This is a genomic window from Paenibacillus sp. J22P165, from assembly GCF_059692015.1.
In genome coordinates, this window is the sequence record NZ_JCAUAP010000024.1 from 25,748 (window position 1) to 42,541 (window position 16,794).

The window sequence follows — 16,794 nt, forward strand, 5'->3', positions numbered from 1 at the left end:
TTCAGAGGGGGAGTTCGATTTGTCATTTTCGATGGAAATAGCAGGGGATGAAGAACTAAAAGCCGTTGTTGAGGAGCAGGTGAGGCCGGTTCCGGAGGAAGTCGTTAAGCTTAAAGCGCAAGCGGAAAAGAATGTCCTGACAATCATGGAGCTGGACCTTGACTCCTTGGAGAAACGCAAGCAAATTCTTGCGACAGTCGAAAACTTCGGCTTGGAGACCATGCGAGCCTCCTCGGAGAAAAATGCTTTGCTTCATGTAACCGTAGGTAAGCTTTCCAAAGCGGGGGATGAGGGGGGCGTCGTGGCGCAAGGGCTTGGCGAGCTTCAGATGCAAATGAAGGACCTCGATCCCAGCGGTATCGACTTCGCCAAACGTGGGTTTCTAGGGAAATTGTTCAACCCGATGAGAGCGTATTTTCATCAGTTTGATAAAGCCGATGTTGTTATTGCCAACATTATCGAGATGCTTAATAAGGGTAAAATGGGACTGAAGGATGACAATACGACACTTCTCATTGAACAACACGCACTACGGGAGCTGACCAAGAGGCTCCGTAAAGAGATCCAATTAGTTGCCTATATGGATGAATCGATTGAATCCCAAATTGCGCTGGCCAAAGCAAGAAACGACGATCCAGAGAAGATTAAATTTATTACAGAAGAGATCCTTTTTCCACTTCGTCAGAGAACGCTAGATATGCAAGCCATGATGGCAGTCAATCAACAAGGTTTCATTACCTTTGAGGTAGTTATACGTAATAATAAAGAGCTTATCCGTGGCGTTGATCGAGCGAGTACAGTCACAGTTGCAGCATTACGGGTCGCTGTAACAGCTGCGAGCGCCTTAGCGAATCAAAAAGTGGTGCTAAAACAGCTCAATGCTTTGTATACAACAACAAATACATTCATTGAACATACGGGACAGATGCTCAAGCAACAAGGTGTCGACATCCATAAAGGTGCCATTGCAGCCAGTATATCGGCGGACTCCCTTAAGAAAGCCTTCGTAGACAGCTTTGAGGCGCTGCATGCAATCAGCACCTACAAGCAAGAAGCGCTACCGAAGATGCGCGAAACGATTGCGCAGTTCCGTGAATTGGCGGAAACGGGCGAGAAACAGATTCTACGCCTCGAAAAAGGCGCAGCAGTGGGACTATAAACAAAGAGCAACCTCCGACTTCGTTGAAGTTGGAGGTTGCTTTTTGTTTACCTGTTAAAGTCGTTCAGGATAATCTGTCATCACTATCCCTTAGACTCAGACGACTTTTTCAATGGGGGTTCTGAGCAAAAGGGATAGTGGCTGTAGAAGATACTGTCGTCACTATCCCCTAGACTCAGGTGACCTGTAACAGTTGGCGATCTGAGCGAAAGGGATAGCGGTTGTAGAAGATATTATCGTCACTATCCCTTAAACTCAGAAGACCTCTATCATTGGGAATTCTGAGCGAAGGGGATAGTGCCAATAGATTTGTGTAGCATTCATATAGTTAGTCGCGGATTTCAACGATCAGCTCAATTTCCACAGGCGTGTGGAAAGGAAGATCACTAGTGCCGATCGCGGAGCGGGCATGCTTACCATTTTCGCCAAAGATATCAACGAGGAGGTTGGAAGCGCCGTTAATGACATAAGGCTGGTCACCAAAACCGGAGGCGCTGTTGACGAAGCCGAGCATTTTTACGATTTTGACTACACGATCTAAATCGCCCAAATAGCCTTTCATGACGGCTAAGCAGTTGATGATGGTCTGACGAGCTGCTTCTTGACCTTGCTCAATCGTGACTTCACGGCCGAGTTTACCTTCATACATGAGCTCACCGTTGATGCGGCAATCTTGACCTGACAAGTAAATTAAGTTACCGGTTTGCGTACATGGGAGATAGGTGAAACGCGCTTCTGGGGATGGGGGAAGTGTGATGCCAAGCTCTTGCAAACGTTTTTCGATAACGGACATAGGGATGACCTCCAAGTCAAAGTTAGGTTTTTGTTATAAGATTTTGCTCGAAAAGATTAATGACGACAGCAATGCTGTGCGCGAATGAAGCTGCCTTCTCGCGCTTGCGTGTGCTGACCACCGGTCAATGATAGCGCGCCATTCACAACAACATGCGAGATGCCATCTGGATACTGCCTTGGATTCTCGAATGTCGCATGATCCTGAATGGTATCGGGATTGAACACCGCCACATCCGCGATGTAGCCAGGAACAATCAGGCCCCGCTTACCAAGCTTGAAACGCTGAACAGGGAAGGAAGTCACTTTGCGTACCGCCTGCTCCAAGGTCAGAATGCGATGCTCACGAACGTACTTCGCGAATACATGAGGGAACGTCCCATATAAGCGGGGATGCGGCTTGCCGGTGTCACAAGTGAGACTATCTGACGCGATGAGCGATTTATCGTAAGCAACAACTTGCTTCACATCTTCGTCAGACATATGGAAGTAGACGATGGAGATGCGGCCTTCTTCTTCCAAAAGGAGATCCATCATACATTCCGCTGGCTCCTGCCCGCGAATCTCGCTGATCTCGGCAAGGTGTTTGCCTTCGAGATGGCGATTGCGATCCGTGTGCATGGCGGAAAGAAAAACGCTTTGCCAACCTGTGGAACAAACCAGGTTATCCCAGGTCGTCTGTTCGTGGCTTAATTCTTCACGAACACGGGCACGAAGCGAGGGATCTCGCAGCACTTCAAGCGCACTTTCTATGCCGCCTTCGAGCACCCATGGAGGGAGAATCGTCGTTAAACTGGTGGATCCAGCATTGTACGGATACACATCGCAAGTAACATCCATGCCGCGTGAGCGCGCATCTTCAATGAGCTCTAGCGCATCGGTAATTTGACCCCAATTGCGCTTGCCAGCTGCTTTGAGGTGAGAGATGTGCAGGGAAACGCCGGCTTTTTCGGCAATCCAAATGACTTCCTTCACAGAAGGCAATAGATTGTTGCCCTCACCGCGAATGTGTGTAGAGAAGAGTCCGTTATACTTCGGTAAGACAGAACAGAGCTCAGCAATTTCCTCTTTGCTCGTGTAGCTGCCCGGCGCGTAGAGCAGTCCGATGGAGAAGCCAATCGCACCAGCTTGCAGACCCTCTTCGAGCATAGCTTTCATCTGTGTGATTTCTGACGGGGTTGCTGGACGATTGGCAAAGCCCATCACCGCAATACGCAGTGCCCCGTGTGCAACGTAAGTTGCCATATGTTCAGATGGACGTGAATTAGCAACAGCATCCATATATTCAGCAACGGATTCCCATGGCCATTGCCATTTGGTTTGACCGAGCACAGGCTGCACATAGCTTTGAAGCAGCTCAGCTTGTGAGGGGACAAAGGGAGCAGGAGCGAGCCCACAGTTGCCGACGACTTCGGCGGTAACGCCTTGTCGCATTTTGATTTCACTGTGTGGATAATCGAAGATCATAAGATCGGAATGGCAATGCCCATCAATAAAGCCAGGTGAGATCACTTGCTTGTTCACGTCGATGACCTTCAAAGCTTCCTCATGAAGCTGGCCAACAGCGACGATCTGATTCCCTCGGATACCGACATCACCGGCAAACCAAGGATTTCCTGTGCCATCGACGATGCGGCCGTTTTTTAAAATAAGATCCAACATCAGGTCTTCACCTCCGGAATTTATTCCAACATGCCCCGTGCAAGCACAGGCAAGCGTTCGAATGTGTCTCCACGCTGCATGACAACATGATTGTGCAGGTTAATGGTACTGCATATATGATTCGGAATAATGCGCAGCTGATCTCCGACTTGCAGGTTGGCTGCTTGAGCCAACGGGCCAAGCTCGACCATGCCATGCTCTTCGGTCATGCGCACGAGTAGGGCATCTTCCAGGCCATGAATATGGCCGAAACCGCGCAGCTGCAAGGGATGCGTGCCTGGTTGCACGTCGGTCGCGAATGTTTTGCTTCCGCCGTCGATGATCGCCAGATCCGCCGAAGGACGGCTCACGACTGTGACGAGCACGCTGCCGGCGCTGTCACCAAGCCCGCAGACGCCTAGCTGCGCCTGCATCCGGTCTTGATACACGTAGGTGCCGGGACGAACTTCCGTCACCCCTTTGACTGCCGCCGCATAGAGTGCCGTCGGCGTCGATCCCACGCTGACATCCGCGATGGCGATGCCAGCGGCTCTAAGGCGGTCGGCCAGCTCAACCATCAGCTGGCCTTCCTCCAAGCCGGCTGCTGCCACGTCGAGCGTGGGCTTGCCGGCAAGCAGGGCACCGCGGAACGTGTAGATGCCGGTTAGCCGCAAGTGCGGCATGCGGGCAATCTCCGTCGCCAGCGCGGCGGCCTCTTCATACGGCACACCGGTTCTGCGCAGCCCGGTGTCAATCTCTAACCGAACCTGCAGCGTATGGCCATGCTTGGCCGCGGTCTGCTCCATGAGCTGAGCACCAGCCAAGCTATCTACGCCCACGATCAGCTCGATCTCCTCGCTAAGACGAATTGCTCGTTCAATCTTACTCGCAGTCACCAACGGATAAGCGATAAAGATATTCAGAATCCCATGCGCAGCCATGACTTCGGCTTCGGAAACTTTGGCCACGGTTATGCCGACGGCACCTGCATCAATTTGTCGATGGGCGACAACTGGAAGCTTATGTGTCTTGGCATGCGGACGCAGTTGAACACCATGCTGCTGAACACGTTCTGCCATGGTTGCTATATTCCGTGCCATGATTTCAGTATCAATAAGGACACAAGGCGTTTCTAAGGAGATTGTCATAGGGATTCACTCTCTTTCGCGTTGCTTTTACCTTCTTCCAGATGGCTGTACAAGGTGTACTTGGAGATGTTGAGATACGTGCAAATTTTCTCGCCGCCTTTTTTAATCAGAAAAGCACCCTTGGCATCGAGAAGCTGAATCATTCGCATCTTATCTTCTTTGGTCATGACGGCAACGGGTTTGCCGATCACTTCTTGTGCTTCTTGGATCAGGGCATCGAGCAGGTCGCTAACACTCGTAACGAAGGATTCTTTGATCTCCGTTTGCTCACCTGGGTTGATGAGGTTTTTTAATGTTTTCTCGGCGACCATAAGATCCGTGATATCCATGTTGATACAAAGTGAACCGATGATTTTGCCTGCTTTATTCTTCATATACATCGAGCTGGAGCGCAGAATGCGGCCGTCCTTCGTTTGGGTCAAATAGTTAAATTTGTTGCCGTTTACATGATTGCCTCGCAGCAGCTCAAGACCTAGATTCGTGCCAGGATCTCCGACTTTGCGTCCCGTGATGTGACCGTTGGCAATGGCGACGATGGTGCTCTCATAAGAACCCGTCAAATCGTGCAGTACGACCTCGCAGTTCTCGCCGAATTGAGCGGCAAGTCCAGTCACCAAATCGGCTAAAAATACGAATTCATCCTGAATGGATTCCATACCGGTTATCCCCCTCACAGCTTATAGGTTATTCTGAGCAAAATGGTAACACAAACTTTTCGAATGTCAAACAAAAAGTTTGTTAGGCTAAAAAAAAGTATGATTTTCCAGGTTCGCTCATGATAATATGGTAAAAAGATCATGGTAAGAGGAATGCTAAGTGTTGCCAGAAGATGGATGGCTAGATGAATGGAGGATTTCCCATGAAGCGGTGGTTTGCTAAATCGCTCAATCGCAAGCTCTCATTGCTAATTTTATTCGCAGTTGTATTACCTTTACTTACGATGGGAACGGTCTCTTATCGGATTGCAACCTCGGTCACGGAAGATAAAGCGAAGGAAGCAGGGATGAATACCCTGAAGCAGATGACAGATAAGCTCGATTTTGTTATTCAGGACGTCGAGAATATGTCGATCTTTTTGATCGGTCAGCGGGATGTTCAGTCTTACTTAGGCAAGGAAGAAAGCGATATCAATTTATATTCGCAGCTTATCGCGACCTTATGGAACTTATCCTATTCCAAAAAGTATATTGCCAACATTACGATTACGCCGAAAAACAGCAATCCTGCCTTATTTACTACAACGATCATGAATTCAGGATTAGCGCCACTTTTGCAGCAGTACGAAACCGTATATAAATCAGCGCCAAAATGGTGGTCACCGCTCTATGACATTCAAACCTCCGACGGTTTGCGAAAGGTGATTTCACTGGTCAGACCGATTCGGGATTTCAGCCTATTCAAAACATTAGGAACTTTATCTTTTTCTTTAGATCAATCAGAGATTGAACATTATTTGACGGAAGCGGGCTGGGAATCAAGTGGCTTTGTTGTGCTGGTAGACGCTAACAATCACATTATTGCTGGTGGAGACCGATCGTGGCTAATGCGTAATATGGCTGATGTATTCCCTAATTTGCAGGGACTTACGGGAACGAGCGGTGTCTCGAGTGTGATGCAGGGGATGCATCCCTATACGGTTCTCTACAACGGAATTCCTCGTGTGGGCTGGAAGTTAGTCGGCTTCATTCCGACTGAAATTTACCAAAAGCAGAATGGATTCGTGCTGACGGTAACGGCAATCACGATCATCATTGCGCTCTTGCTGGCGATGGTGCTGGTTATTTATTTCTTGCGATGGGTAACGAATCCGTTGATGAAGTTGACCAAATATTTAAAAGATCTGAATCCAGATGAGACGATTCCTACGTTTGAAGTGAAAAGCGTAGATGAGGTGGGCCTCCTAGTTCACAGCTACAATAAGCTCAGCGACCGGATCAGTCGTCTGAAGGATCAAGTTCAGCTGAACGAAGCGATGAAGAAGGAGGCGGATATTATGGCGCTGCAAGCACAGATTAATCCGCATTTTTTATATAACACCTTGTCGTCTATCCACTGGATTGCCTTGATGAATAAGGATCGACAAATTGCGGAGATGGTCGGTGCGCTCAGTGATTTCTTGCGTTTTAGCTTAAATAAGGGGGAGGAGTTCTGTGTTGTCCAGCAAGAGGTTTCTCATGCACAGAACTATGCCTATATTCAGGCGATTCGGTTCCCAGAGCAGTTCGAGATTGAGTTCTTTATCGATCCAGCGATGACACAAAGTGTGATGCTCAAGCTGCTGCTTCAACCCTTGATTGAAAATAGTCTGATACACGGCATTCAGAAGAAAAAAACCAAAGGACATATCTATGTGCACGGCGAGCTGCGAGAGCATGATATGAAATTTGTGGTGGAGGATACGGGAATCGGGATGGATGAAACAAAGTTGAGAGATATTCATGGACAACTGGCTTCGGCTAATCAGAAGCTCGGCATTCGAAGTGAGGCAGATGAAGAGAGGAAGAAAGTTGTGACTAGCTATGGACTCATTAATGTTCATCGCAGGTTACTGCTGCATTATGGAGCGGGGGCAGGCTTAGTTCTGGAGAGTACGCTGGGAACAGGTACCCGAATTACATTCCTAATTCCGCGTGAGAGAGGAGAGTCGGTATGAGAATTCTGATCGTGGATGACGAGGTTATTATTCGAACCGGTCTATGTACCGTGATTGATTGGAAAGAGCTTGGGTTGGAGCTGCTGCCAGCCGCTTCATCAGCGGAGGAGGCTTTAGAACGCATTCCGCAGGAGAAGCCCCATATTGTTTTGACCGACATTCGGATGTCAGGGATGGATGGGATTGAACTTGCCCGGGAAATTAAACTAATTCTACCGGATACGGAGATTGTTATTCTCACGGGATATGATGATTTTAACTATGCGCAGCAGGCTTTGCGCGGTGGTGTAACGGATTATTTGCTGAAAACCAGCCGTCCGGAAGAGATCATTAAAGCGGCGCTGAAAGCAAAGCAGAACATTATGGATAAATGGGAGTCGTTGAAGCAGGATAATCGCAGACAGGCCGCGCTGCGCACACAATTGCTAGAAAGGGCTCTGAATCGTGGCTTGCACGATGATGAGGAGGCGCGCGCTCAACTGCATCAGTGGTTTCACAAAAATGGGGTCGATATCTCGCTGGATGATAGCGAGGCGATTGCAAGGCAAGTGCTTCTTGTCTCTTGTACGGGTTGGGTAACGTTTGCTAATCTGCTGCAAGGAGCCGCAGAGAATATGTTGTACGAGCTTCTCCCATGTGTGACGCTGATGAATAAAGATCATTTCATACTTGTCGTCCGATACGAAGTTGGTATAACGGATGCCGCGGGGCTTCTTAAGGCGCTGGGGCGTGTCACAGAAACACTCAAGTGCGCTGTTTTCGCTGCGCTTGGGCCCGTTGCGCATGATGATGAGGGACTGCGCGAGTCCTTTCGCGCTGCCAAGGAAGTTTTCGCCTACCAGGGGCTGCTGGGCTCAACGGGACTTTACACACCCCAAGATATTCGTGATCGAAGCGGGAGCCGCACGGTGTGTACGGAGAAAGAGGAGTCGGAGCTTGCCGCGATTCTCATGAATGATAATGCGACGGACCTCAGACACTGGGTCAATCAGAAGGTTCGCACACAGCTGGAGGATCATGCGGCTACACCGCTTTCCGTCCAAGGGTACATACAGTCGCTGGTGGTAGCTGGACATCGTTGGTTAGAGAGAGCCAGTACGACAGAGCAGGATCTATCGGCATTAAGCGCACTCTCTAAGCTAGAGGGGGAAGGCCGTCCTGAAGAGGAAGTATTCAAGGTGCTGTCAGCCATCATGAACATCTTCCATCAGGGACTTGATCAGAATAAGTATGGCTACATCCATAAAGCGATTGCGTATATTCGGGATAATCTGCATCAGCCCATATCGCTCCAGCAAGTTGCAGGTTTCGTCCATATTAATCCCAATCATTTCAGTGAGGTATTTAAGCGGGAGACCGGCTGCACCTATATTGAGTTTGTTACTCGGGAACGTATGAAGCTAGCCACGGACATTGTGCAAAGCACGCAAATGAAAGTGAGCGATATTGCTAGACGCGTGGGTTATGAAGATATCAAATACTTTACGCAGCAGTTCAAAAAGCACACGGGAAGAACACCATCCGAGTTTCGACAAGGTGGCAAAGACTGAAATATGTCCCCCTTCGCACCGAAGTCTCTCCCGTACCTTGGCAGACGAATGTCCCCTATACTAAAGGAGTAACGAAGAGCGCTCGCAAGTAAAGGAGCTAGTTGCTACGAAACTTTTAGGAGGTCCGAACGAATGAAAAAGTCATTTATCGTTACACTGGCGGCTGCGATGTCACTTTCGTTGATAGCAGGTTGTGGGTCGAGCGGAACTACAGATGGGGCACAAGGCAGCACAGCACCAGCTAAAACAGAGACAGCGAAGCCTGGTGAGAAAGTAAAGCTTTCCATTTGGCATAACTATACAGGCGAAGATTTACGTGCCAAAACGATGCGTGAATATATGGAGAAATTCAAGAAGGATCATCCGAATGTGGAGTTGGATATTCAAGGGATACCACCCGATGGGTACCGCCCGCGTCTAAAAACCGTAGCAGCAGCCAATGAAATGCCGGATCTGTTCGTTATGTGGCCAGGTGTAATGACGAAGGAGTTCGTCGGTGGTGATTTGATCCAACCGATTAATGAGCTTCTGGATAGTAAAGCAGAGTGGAAGGGCAACTTTATGCCAGGTTCCTTCGACGATTTCACCATTTCTGGCAAAACGTACGCAGCTCCAATGGCCTTATCGCCAACATCCATCCTTTATTACAACAAAGAAATCTTCAATAAATATAATGTACAACCGCCAAAAACATGGGATGACATGATGAAGCTGGTGGATACGTTCAAAAAGAACAACGTCACACCAATTGCGCTTGGAAATAAAGCGGCGTGGGTAGCACAATCCAGTATCCTAAGTTCATTGGCTGACCGTGTGACAGGAACGGAGTGGTTCTTGAAAGCTGTTGATCAAAATGGCGCGAAGTTCACGGATCCAGAATTCGTTCAATCTCTGACGTATCTACAACAGCTTGGTAAAGCCGGTGCTTTCCAAGATGGGTTCAACAGCATTGATAACACGCAGATGGAACAAATGTTTGCCCAAGGTAAAGCGGCGATGATGATTGACGGAGGCTGGGCATTGCCTAACCTAGCAGCGAACGCTTCTAAAGAAGCTTTGGCGAACATGGCTGTTACGGTATTGCCTTCTGTACCGAATGGTAAGGGTGATCCGAATACGTTATCTGGTGTTGTTGGAACAGGTCTAGGTATGAGCAAAAAAGTAACTGGCGCGCAAAAAGCGGCTGCTTATGAATTGATTTATGCTTTGTCCGGTCCTGAAGCACAGAAAGCGATTTTGGAAAGCAATCAGCTCGTGAGCTATAAAGTTGCTTTGGATACTACGAAAGTATCTTCCTTATTCGCGGAAGTTTACAAAATGATGGGCACTGTGAAAATGACGCCTGTCTACGACGGCAGACTAAGCTCCTCAAGCGCAGATGTAGTCAATAATGGACTTCAAGAGCTTCTGATGGGCGGCAAGCCAGAGGAGATTGCGAAGAAAGTACAAGAAGCGCAAGCGAAAGCTCTCGGTAAATAAGGTTAGGCCAAAGGACTCCAGCCTCAGCTCGGCTGGAGCCTTTTTTCCAAAAAAAAGCTTACAAGGAGGGGCATCATGAACGTGTCCGCAAGAATGAGAGGATTCATTACATTAGGTCTCCTTCCAGCCTTAATCATCTATTTGTTTTTTGTAGTTGTTCCACTGTTTTGGTCGGCGTACTACGGCTTCTTTGACTGGAAAGGCATTGGCGCAGCGAAGTTTATTGGGATGGATAACTATATCGAAGTTTTTACTGATCCGATCTTTTGGAAAGCTTTTAAAAATAACATGCTTATCGTTGCCGCCTCTGTCTTTGGGCAGGTGCCGATCGCGATGATCCTAGCGCTACTCTTGATGCGCAGCACACCTTTTCAACGTATCATTCGTGCTTCCGTCTTTATGCCCATGGTATTATCCTCTGTCGTTGTCGGGATTATCTGGGGATACATCTACCATCCGCAAATTGGTATTCTGAACTTCTTGCTAGATGGCGTTGGTCTTGATAGCTGGAAGAAAGCTTGGCTCTCCGATCCGAAAGTATCGATGTTCGCACTGATGGTGCCGATCATCTGGAATTATATTGGTCCTTATATGATTATGTTCATTGCTGCCTTACAAAATATTTCTCCTGAAATCGAAGATGCTGCTCAGCTGGATGGCGTCGGACCGGTGCGCAAACTATTTGCAGTCACACTGCCTATGATTTGGGATACGGTGAAGGTTGCGATCGTGCTTTGTATTTCGGGCTCCTTGAAGGCGTTCGATCTAATCTACGTCATGACAGGCGGCGGTCCTGCACATTCCACGGAATTGCTGGCTTCCTATATGTATAACAGTACCTTCAATGTGTATCGCTTCGGATTCGGTAGTGCACTTTCCACCGCGATTATTATTCTTAGCTTGCTATTGATCGTGGGCAGTCAATATCTAATGAAGCGAGACTATCGTTAGGCAGATCATACCAGTATCATCATTCATCTCTTGTAGGAGGGACATCTATGAAGCAGGTTGTAGCAATGCAGACGGGTTTTCCCGCTGGAGCTAAACAACGTAAAGTATGGACGCGCGGCGCCATCAATGCCGTTCTTTCCTTATATGCACTAGTCACGTTGTATCCATTAATATGGTTATTTATTAGTGCCGTTAAATCAAATGAAGAGTTTTATTCCCGGCCTTTTCTGCTGCCAACCGTGTGGAAGTGGGATAACCTCGTCCGTGCATGGAAAGTTTCCGGAATGGGGCTCTCCTTGTGGAACTCCACAGTTGTAACGGTGGCTTCCTTAGTGTTAACGCTAATTCTAGGCGCATTGGCAGCCTTTGTGATCGCGCGGTTTGAGTTTAAATTGAAGGCATTCTTTACAGGGCTATTCCTGTTAGGTATGCTCATTCCGATTCACAGTACATTAGTACCTCTATTTATTATCATGAAAAAAATAGGGCTGTTGAACACGTACGGCGCACTAGTGCTGCCCTATGTCGCATTTGAGTTGCCATTAGCCATCTTCATCGTAGCAGCGTATCTAGTCAGTATTCCAAAAGAAATCGAAGAGGCCGCGCTGATTGATGGTACTGGCTATTGGGGCATTTTCTTCCGCATGATGCTTCCGCTCAGTGTACCAGCGCTTTCTACAGTAGCCATTCTTGGATTTCTACGGTTCTGGAATGACTTCGCTTTCGCCCTCGTTTTCATTAGTAAGCCAGCACTCAAAACCGTACCGCTTAGCTTATCTGCTTTTGCCACAGGCTACATGACCGATTACGAATTGACCATGGCTGCACTCGCGATTGCCGTGCTTCCGACGATTGTCGTGTTCTTGCTGTTCCAGGAGCAGATTATGAAGGGGATGACGGCGGGGGCTGTGAAGGGGTAGTCGTACAAACAAACAGTCCACCAAGCAGAATCCTCTGCATGGTGGACTGTTTTGTATTAAAGCTTGCGGGTCATCTCGTAAGCGAACCCCTAGCTTTGGGCTCGCTTTTCACGATACTGACTTGGTGTTAGTCCTGTTGCCTTTTTAAAAGCGGTAAAAAAGTGGCTCTTAGATTGAAAGCCAGACTGGGCAGCAATCTCAACGATAGACCAATTGGTTTCCAAGAGCAGTTCTTTTACTTTTTCAATTCTGCTCTCTAGAATGTAGTCTGAAACAGAAAATTGATAGTGTTCTTTAAATATTAATCGGACATAGTTCACAGAAAAAGAGACATGATGGGCAATATCGTCGATGGTCAGCATGGGATCATGAAGGTGATTAGCAATGTAGGTGAGGATGTCCGTGAACACCTCTTCCTTTTGTGCATGACGATTCGACATGTCTTCCATGAGGTTTAATAGTAACTGTATAAGCCAGGCCTGAATTTCTCGGAGATTCGTAAATTCATTTAATTTATTTTCAATATCTTCCATAGCAAGGGGACCTTGAATTTGTTTGAAAGATTTCTGCAAAGTGAACAGGAGCTGTGTTAACTGCAGTTTAGATTCATTGGCTGGCAAGACTTTTAATTCTTCAAAAAACGTATGCATTAGTTTAAGAACCGCATCTTTATCACGTACCCGTATGGACTGAATTAAGGCAATAAGCTGATCGATATCTAGCCCGCTAACTTGCCCCTCTTTGATAATCGTACCAAGATCACTTTGTCTGAAAACAAGATTTTCGCCTGTAATAAAACTAAGCTTAGATAATTCGTACGCGGATAGATACTTCTTATTTATATCAGTGGCAGGAGAGGTCGTAGATTCACTGAGTCCAACCACGGCGGGGATATCAATCCAGCGATGCAATTGAATTTTTGCTTCTTCAAGGATTTTGACAACGGCAGCCTCCGTGTGTTGCTCGCATTCACGAGAAGATATCAGCATAACAATATGGTCAGCGCCTAAGTCCGCGGACTCAGAGGTTAAACCGTAATTCGTAACAACCTCGCTAATAATATTCTGCATAGCAAATTTCATCAGCTTCCGAGACTGGAAGCTATAGTTTGCATTAAATTTACTGTAATTTTCAATTCGAAACACAGCAAAGCGAATCGGTTCATCCAGATTAATTTGGATCATCTGCCCAAGTTCTTCCTTCAACGAAGAGTTGATCGTGTTGCTTGATATCCACTGTCGAAGCAGTTCCCCCTTGACAATGTGACCGCTATTTTTGATTGAACGGTCTTGTTCCTCGACACGATCCACAAGTGTATCGAACCCCGAATGGATCAGCTTATATCCTTTACTAAGTGAATACCAAGACATATCCTCTTCGATTGTTTTACTTCCGCCATAATAGTTGCGAATTTTTTGGAGCACCTCAACAAAGGGTTTAAATGTCTGCTTGGACAGAAAATACAGTAACACCAATAAGAAAGCAATCATGATAAAAAATGAACCTAGAATCTTCAAATTCAAGTTAAATAGCTTGTCTTTCCATATGCCTAAAGGGGATACCAGATACAATTTCCAATGATCACCAGCTAATGAGATAGACTGAACGCCCCACTCTTGCCCGTCATATTTCCAATCAAAACCTTCAACGACAGCATTATCTTCCGGTAGATTATGGCTGCCTTTGTTAGTACCGCTTAAAAATTGATGAAACGCTGACTCAAAGGTATGGTTGATGTCGCCCATTAACAGGGAGTTATCTGAATCAAGGACCAACAGTTTGCTTTGGAACTCATTGTTGTCTAGTAGAAGTTCTTCTGTAAGCAGCTTCTGATCTAATACAACGGCTAATCGTCCTTGTTGGGTGACATTGATGTCTTCACTTGGGAAAAAGAGCATAATCTCAGGATTGCCATTTAACACTTGCTTCGAGAACTGAAGAGGTCCTTCTGGCTTTTGGATAATTTTTTGCAGGAAATTTTGATCGCTAAATCCATTAAAAGGACTAGAGCCGCCATTTGCGGCTAGAATCTCCCGTGTAGCGGGATTGAAGAGATATACCTCTTTTACAAGTCGCTCGGAGGCTTTGAAGTCGATAAGTGATAAATCCACTAAGTGATCCAGATACGTATCTCGCTCCTGGGTGGATAACCAATAGCCCACATTACGGTTTTGATATAAGTTAATGCTATTAATTTTTAACCGTTGAAGAATCAGTTCCATGCTATTTTTCACATGAGTAATCTTTATTGAAGCAACGTCGTTAACTTCATTAATGGCATACTTTGAAATTTGACTCGTTAAGTAGTAAGAATACAGACTAGCCATCGTCAAAAAAAATAAAGCCACCAATAAAAAAATTCGCATATATAAACCTTGCATGCGATTCAATTTTAGCATCCGTCGTTCCCCCAAGATGTGAGATTAAGTTATAATTCTACCTATTTGTATTGTGGATGCGCCTAGCTTAAATTGCAATACAGTAAACCTGAAATCGTGAGTATTCAAACAGGGAGTGAGAAGCAGAACCTAGGAATCGTTCGTTTCAGAACCACCTGTAGATTCAGAACTATTCAACCATGAAATCATCCATTATGATCAGGGCAATCCATCGATTCCAAGCATGCATGCGAGATCGAGAAGAAAGGTGACTTCATGGAAAAGATCGTTGTACATCGTGAGAGGGTGCGTGAGAATGCTTTAGTTCGATTGATAAAGTTGATGCACCTTCATAGGGTCCATTACTTTATGCTAGTGCCGGGAATTCTCTATTTTATTGTTTATAAATATTTACCTATGTACGGGGCCGTTATTGCGTTTAAGGATTTTAACATTACCGAAGGGATTGTAAACAGTCCGTGGGCAAATCCATGGTATAAGCATTTTAAATACTTTTATGATTCTCCTTACTTTGCTCAAATCATGACCAATACGTTATTAATCAGCGTTTATAAGCTGGTATGGCTCATGCCTCCTGCCATTCTGCTGGCGATTTTATTATCTGAAATTCGAGGCAAGTACGTTCGCAATGTTGTTCAATCGATTTTGTATATGCCGCATTTTATTTCTTGGGTCATTATTTATGGGATTTGTCTCTCTCTGTTTTCAGAGGCAGATGGTCTTATCAATTTGATGCTCAAAGATTTTGGCATGAAGGCAGTTCCCTTTTTAACGACAAACGAATGGATACGCTTATTAATTGTAGGAACAGATCTTTGGCAAAATTTGGGGTGGGGAGCGATTGTGTATTTGGCGGCAATTGCCGGAATCGATCCAACCTTATATGAGGCGGGTAGAGTAGACGGTGCGGGAAGAATTCGTATGATTTGGCATATTACCCTGCCAGGTATTCGAAATGTCATCGTACTCATGTTTATTTTACGCTTAGGTACGATATTAGACGCAGGCTTTGAACAGATCTATGTGATGTACAACATTCAAGTGTATGAAAAAATCGATATTATCGATACGTGGGTGTTTCGAACAGGTCTTGAACAATTCAATTTCAGTCTTGGCGCAGCCGTAGGTCTCTTTAAATCGCTAATTGCTTTAATCTTAGTCGTTGGAGCGAATAGCTTAGCGAAGCGATCGGGGGGGAGTATATGGTAATGGATTGGAAGGAACGGCTATTTAGCAGTCTAATCTATGCAATCCTGCTGTTATTATCGGTGTGCGTTTTGTTTCCTTTGCTATACGTACTTTCGGTTTCCCTGACGCCCTTCAGCGAAGTATTGAAGAACGGCGGCTTTGCGATCATACCCAAAAAAGTGACTTTCGAGGCGTATGCTTTATTTCTACAAACATCGGCCATCCCAAAAGCTTACGGCATTTCGTTTTTTGTAACGGTAATTGGTACGCTCATCAATGTTGCTCTTACCATATTAATGGCGTACCCACTTAGCAAGAAGACGCTGCCTGGGCGCTCGCTACTCTTATTTTTAATCATGTTTACAATGATGTTTAGCGGGGGGATTATTCCTACCTATTTAATAGTAAAAGCAACAGGATTACTGAACTCTGTTTGGGCCATGATTATCCCTACAGCAGTGGGAACATTTTCCTTGTTAATTACGAAGACGTTTTTTGAAAATATTCCGGAATCTTTAATCGAGGCTGCACGAATTGATGGTGCATCAGAGAGCAGAGTACTCCTCAGCGTGATCTTGCCGATGTCGCTTCCTGTTATTGCAACGATCAGCACCTTCTATGGTGTGATGCATTGGAATGAGTTTTTCAATGCGATTATGTATATTACGGATGCTTCCTTATATCCACTACAAGTGGTGTTACGCAATATATTGAATGCTTCAATGTCTGCCGAAATTAATTTGGAACAGACCGTTCCTTCAACAACACTTCAAATGGCAGGGGTCATCCTGACCGCACTTCCAATTGTGATTGTCTATCCTTTCATCCAAAAGTATTTCACTAAAGGAATGCTAGTTGGCGCAGTGAAGGGTTAGCAGTTAACATAAAGCTACAAGAATAAATAATAAGGGGAT

The 16,794-nt window shown here is 46.1% G+C and carries 13 protein-coding genes; 8 read left to right on the forward strand and 5 right to left on the reverse strand.

Features of this window, described 5'->3' with window-relative positions; translation table 11 throughout:
* Positions 1-19: 19 nt before the first annotated feature.
* Positions 20-1,159, forward strand: coding sequence for a toxic anion resistance protein (locus tag AC58QM_RS33995; RefSeq protein WP_497289141.1), 1,140 nt, complete (start codon positions 20-22; stop codon positions 1,157-1,159).
* Between the two features lie 328 nt (positions 1,160-1,487).
* Here the strand turns inward: AC58QM_RS33995 and AC58QM_RS34000 are convergent, their stop codons facing one another.
* From AC58QM_RS34000 to AC58QM_RS34015, 4 genes are read right to left on the reverse strand one after another with little or no spacing between them, the layout of a single operon-like run.
* The gene (locus AC58QM_RS34000) at positions 1,488-1,952 is read right to left on the reverse strand and encodes a RidA family protein (protein ID WP_497289142.1); all 465 of its coding nucleotides are present in this window, start codon (positions 1,950-1,952) and stop codon (positions 1,488-1,490) included.
* 56 nt (positions 1,953-2,008) lie between these two features.
* Positions 2,009-3,613: an N-acyl-D-amino-acid deacylase family protein gene (locus tag AC58QM_RS34005; protein WP_497289143.1), complete on the reverse strand. Its 1,605-nt coding sequence runs from the start codon at positions 3,611-3,613 to the stop codon at positions 2,009-2,011.
* A gap of 20 nt (positions 3,614-3,633) precedes the next feature.
* Positions 3,634-4,740: an alanine racemase gene (locus AC58QM_RS34010; protein ID WP_497289144.1), complete on the reverse strand. Its 1,107-nt coding sequence runs from the start codon at positions 4,738-4,740 to the stop codon at positions 3,634-3,636.
* Positions 4,737-5,396, reverse strand: coding sequence for a helix-turn-helix transcriptional regulator (locus tag AC58QM_RS34015; RefSeq protein ID WP_497289145.1), 660 nt, complete (start codon positions 5,394-5,396; stop codon positions 4,737-4,739). The genes AC58QM_RS34010 and AC58QM_RS34015 overlap by 4 nt, the downstream gene beginning before the upstream one ends.
* A 203-nt stretch (positions 5,397-5,599) precedes the next feature.
* On the opposite strand from AC58QM_RS34015, the gene AC58QM_RS34020 reads away from it, so the two are divergent.
* The 5 genes from AC58QM_RS34020 to AC58QM_RS34040 all read left to right on the forward strand — a co-directional run bounded on the left by AC58QM_RS34020 (position 5,600) and on the right by AC58QM_RS34040 (position 12,293).
* Complete coding sequence (locus AC58QM_RS34020; protein ID WP_497289146.1) at positions 5,600-7,393, forward strand: sensor histidine kinase; 1,794 nt, start codon at positions 5,600-5,602, stop codon at positions 7,391-7,393.
* Positions 7,390-8,943: a response regulator transcription factor gene (locus AC58QM_RS34025; RefSeq protein WP_497289147.1), complete on the forward strand. Its 1,554-nt coding sequence runs from the start codon at positions 7,390-7,392 to the stop codon at positions 8,941-8,943. The genes AC58QM_RS34020 and AC58QM_RS34025 overlap by 4 nt, the downstream gene beginning before the upstream one ends.
* A 132-nt stretch (positions 8,944-9,075) precedes the next feature.
* The gene (locus AC58QM_RS34030; protein WP_497289148.1) at positions 9,076-10,422 is read left to right on the forward strand and encodes an extracellular solute-binding protein; all 1,347 of its coding nucleotides are present in this window, start codon (positions 9,076-9,078) and stop codon (positions 10,420-10,422) included.
* Positions 10,423-10,497: 75 nt separating this feature from the next.
* The gene (locus AC58QM_RS34035; RefSeq protein WP_057313884.1) at positions 10,498-11,373 is read left to right on the forward strand and encodes a carbohydrate ABC transporter permease; all 876 of its coding nucleotides are present in this window, start codon (positions 10,498-10,500) and stop codon (positions 11,371-11,373) included.
* Positions 11,374-11,438: 65 nt separating this feature from the next.
* Positions 11,439-12,293, forward strand: coding sequence for a carbohydrate ABC transporter permease (locus AC58QM_RS34040; RefSeq protein WP_497289173.1), 855 nt, complete (start codon positions 11,439-11,441; stop codon positions 12,291-12,293).
* Between the two features lie 89 nt (positions 12,294-12,382).
* Here AC58QM_RS34040 and AC58QM_RS34045 read toward each other — a convergent pair whose 3' ends face one another.
* Positions 12,383-14,692: a helix-turn-helix domain-containing protein gene (locus tag AC58QM_RS34045; protein ID WP_497289149.1), complete on the reverse strand. Its 2,310-nt coding sequence runs from the start codon at positions 14,690-14,692 to the stop codon at positions 12,383-12,385.
* A gap of 255 nt (positions 14,693-14,947) precedes the next feature.
* On the opposite strand from AC58QM_RS34045, the gene AC58QM_RS34050 reads away from it, so the two are divergent.
* Both AC58QM_RS34050 and AC58QM_RS34055 read left to right on the forward strand, forming a co-directional pair.
* Positions 14,948-15,901, forward strand: a complete 954-nt coding sequence (locus AC58QM_RS34050; RefSeq protein ID WP_497289150.1) for an ABC transporter permease — start codon at positions 14,948-14,950, stop codon at positions 15,899-15,901.
* Positions 15,895-16,755, forward strand: a complete 861-nt coding sequence (locus AC58QM_RS34055) for a carbohydrate ABC transporter permease (protein ID WP_497289151.1) — start codon at positions 15,895-15,897, stop codon at positions 16,753-16,755. The genes AC58QM_RS34050 and AC58QM_RS34055 overlap by 7 nt, the downstream gene beginning before the upstream one ends.
* Positions 16,756-16,794 lie beyond the last annotated feature (39 nt).

Coding starts and splice junctions, on each gene's coding strand:
- AC58QM_RS34000 (WP_497289142.1), bottom strand. CDS start 1,952: ATGTCCGTTATCGAAAAACGTTTGCAAGAGCTTGGCATCACACTTCCC.
- AC58QM_RS34005 (WP_497289143.1), bottom strand. CDS start 3,613: ATGTTGGATCTTATTTTAAAAAACGGCCGCATCGTCGATGGCACAGGA.
- AC58QM_RS34010 (WP_497289144.1), bottom strand. CDS start 4,740: ATGACAATCTCCTTAGAAACGCCTTGTGTCCTTATTGATACTGAAATC.
- AC58QM_RS34015 (WP_497289145.1), bottom strand. CDS start 5,396: ATGGAATCCATTCAGGATGAATTCGTATTTTTAGCCGATTTGGTGACT.
- AC58QM_RS34020 (WP_497289146.1), top strand. CDS start 5,600: ATGAAGCGGTGGTTTGCTAAATCGCTCAATCGCAAGCTCTCATTGCTA.
- AC58QM_RS34025 (WP_497289147.1), top strand. CDS start 7,390: ATGAGAATTCTGATCGTGGATGACGAGGTTATTATTCGAACCGGTCTA.
- AC58QM_RS34030 (WP_497289148.1), top strand. CDS start 9,076: ATGAAAAAGTCATTTATCGTTACACTGGCGGCTGCGATGTCACTTTCG.
- AC58QM_RS34035 (WP_057313884.1), top strand. CDS start 10,498: ATGAACGTGTCCGCAAGAATGAGAGGATTCATTACATTAGGTCTCCTT.
- AC58QM_RS34040 (WP_497289173.1), top strand. CDS start 11,439: ATGCAGACGGGTTTTCCCGCTGGAGCTAAACAACGTAAAGTATGGACG.
- AC58QM_RS34045 (WP_497289149.1), bottom strand. CDS start 14,692: ATGCTAAAATTGAATCGCATGCAAGGTTTATATATGCGAATTTTTTTA.
- AC58QM_RS34050 (WP_497289150.1), top strand. CDS start 14,948: ATGGAAAAGATCGTTGTACATCGTGAGAGGGTGCGTGAGAATGCTTTA.
- AC58QM_RS34055 (WP_497289151.1), top strand. CDS start 15,895: ATGGTAATGGATTGGAAGGAACGGCTATTTAGCAGTCTAATCTATGCA.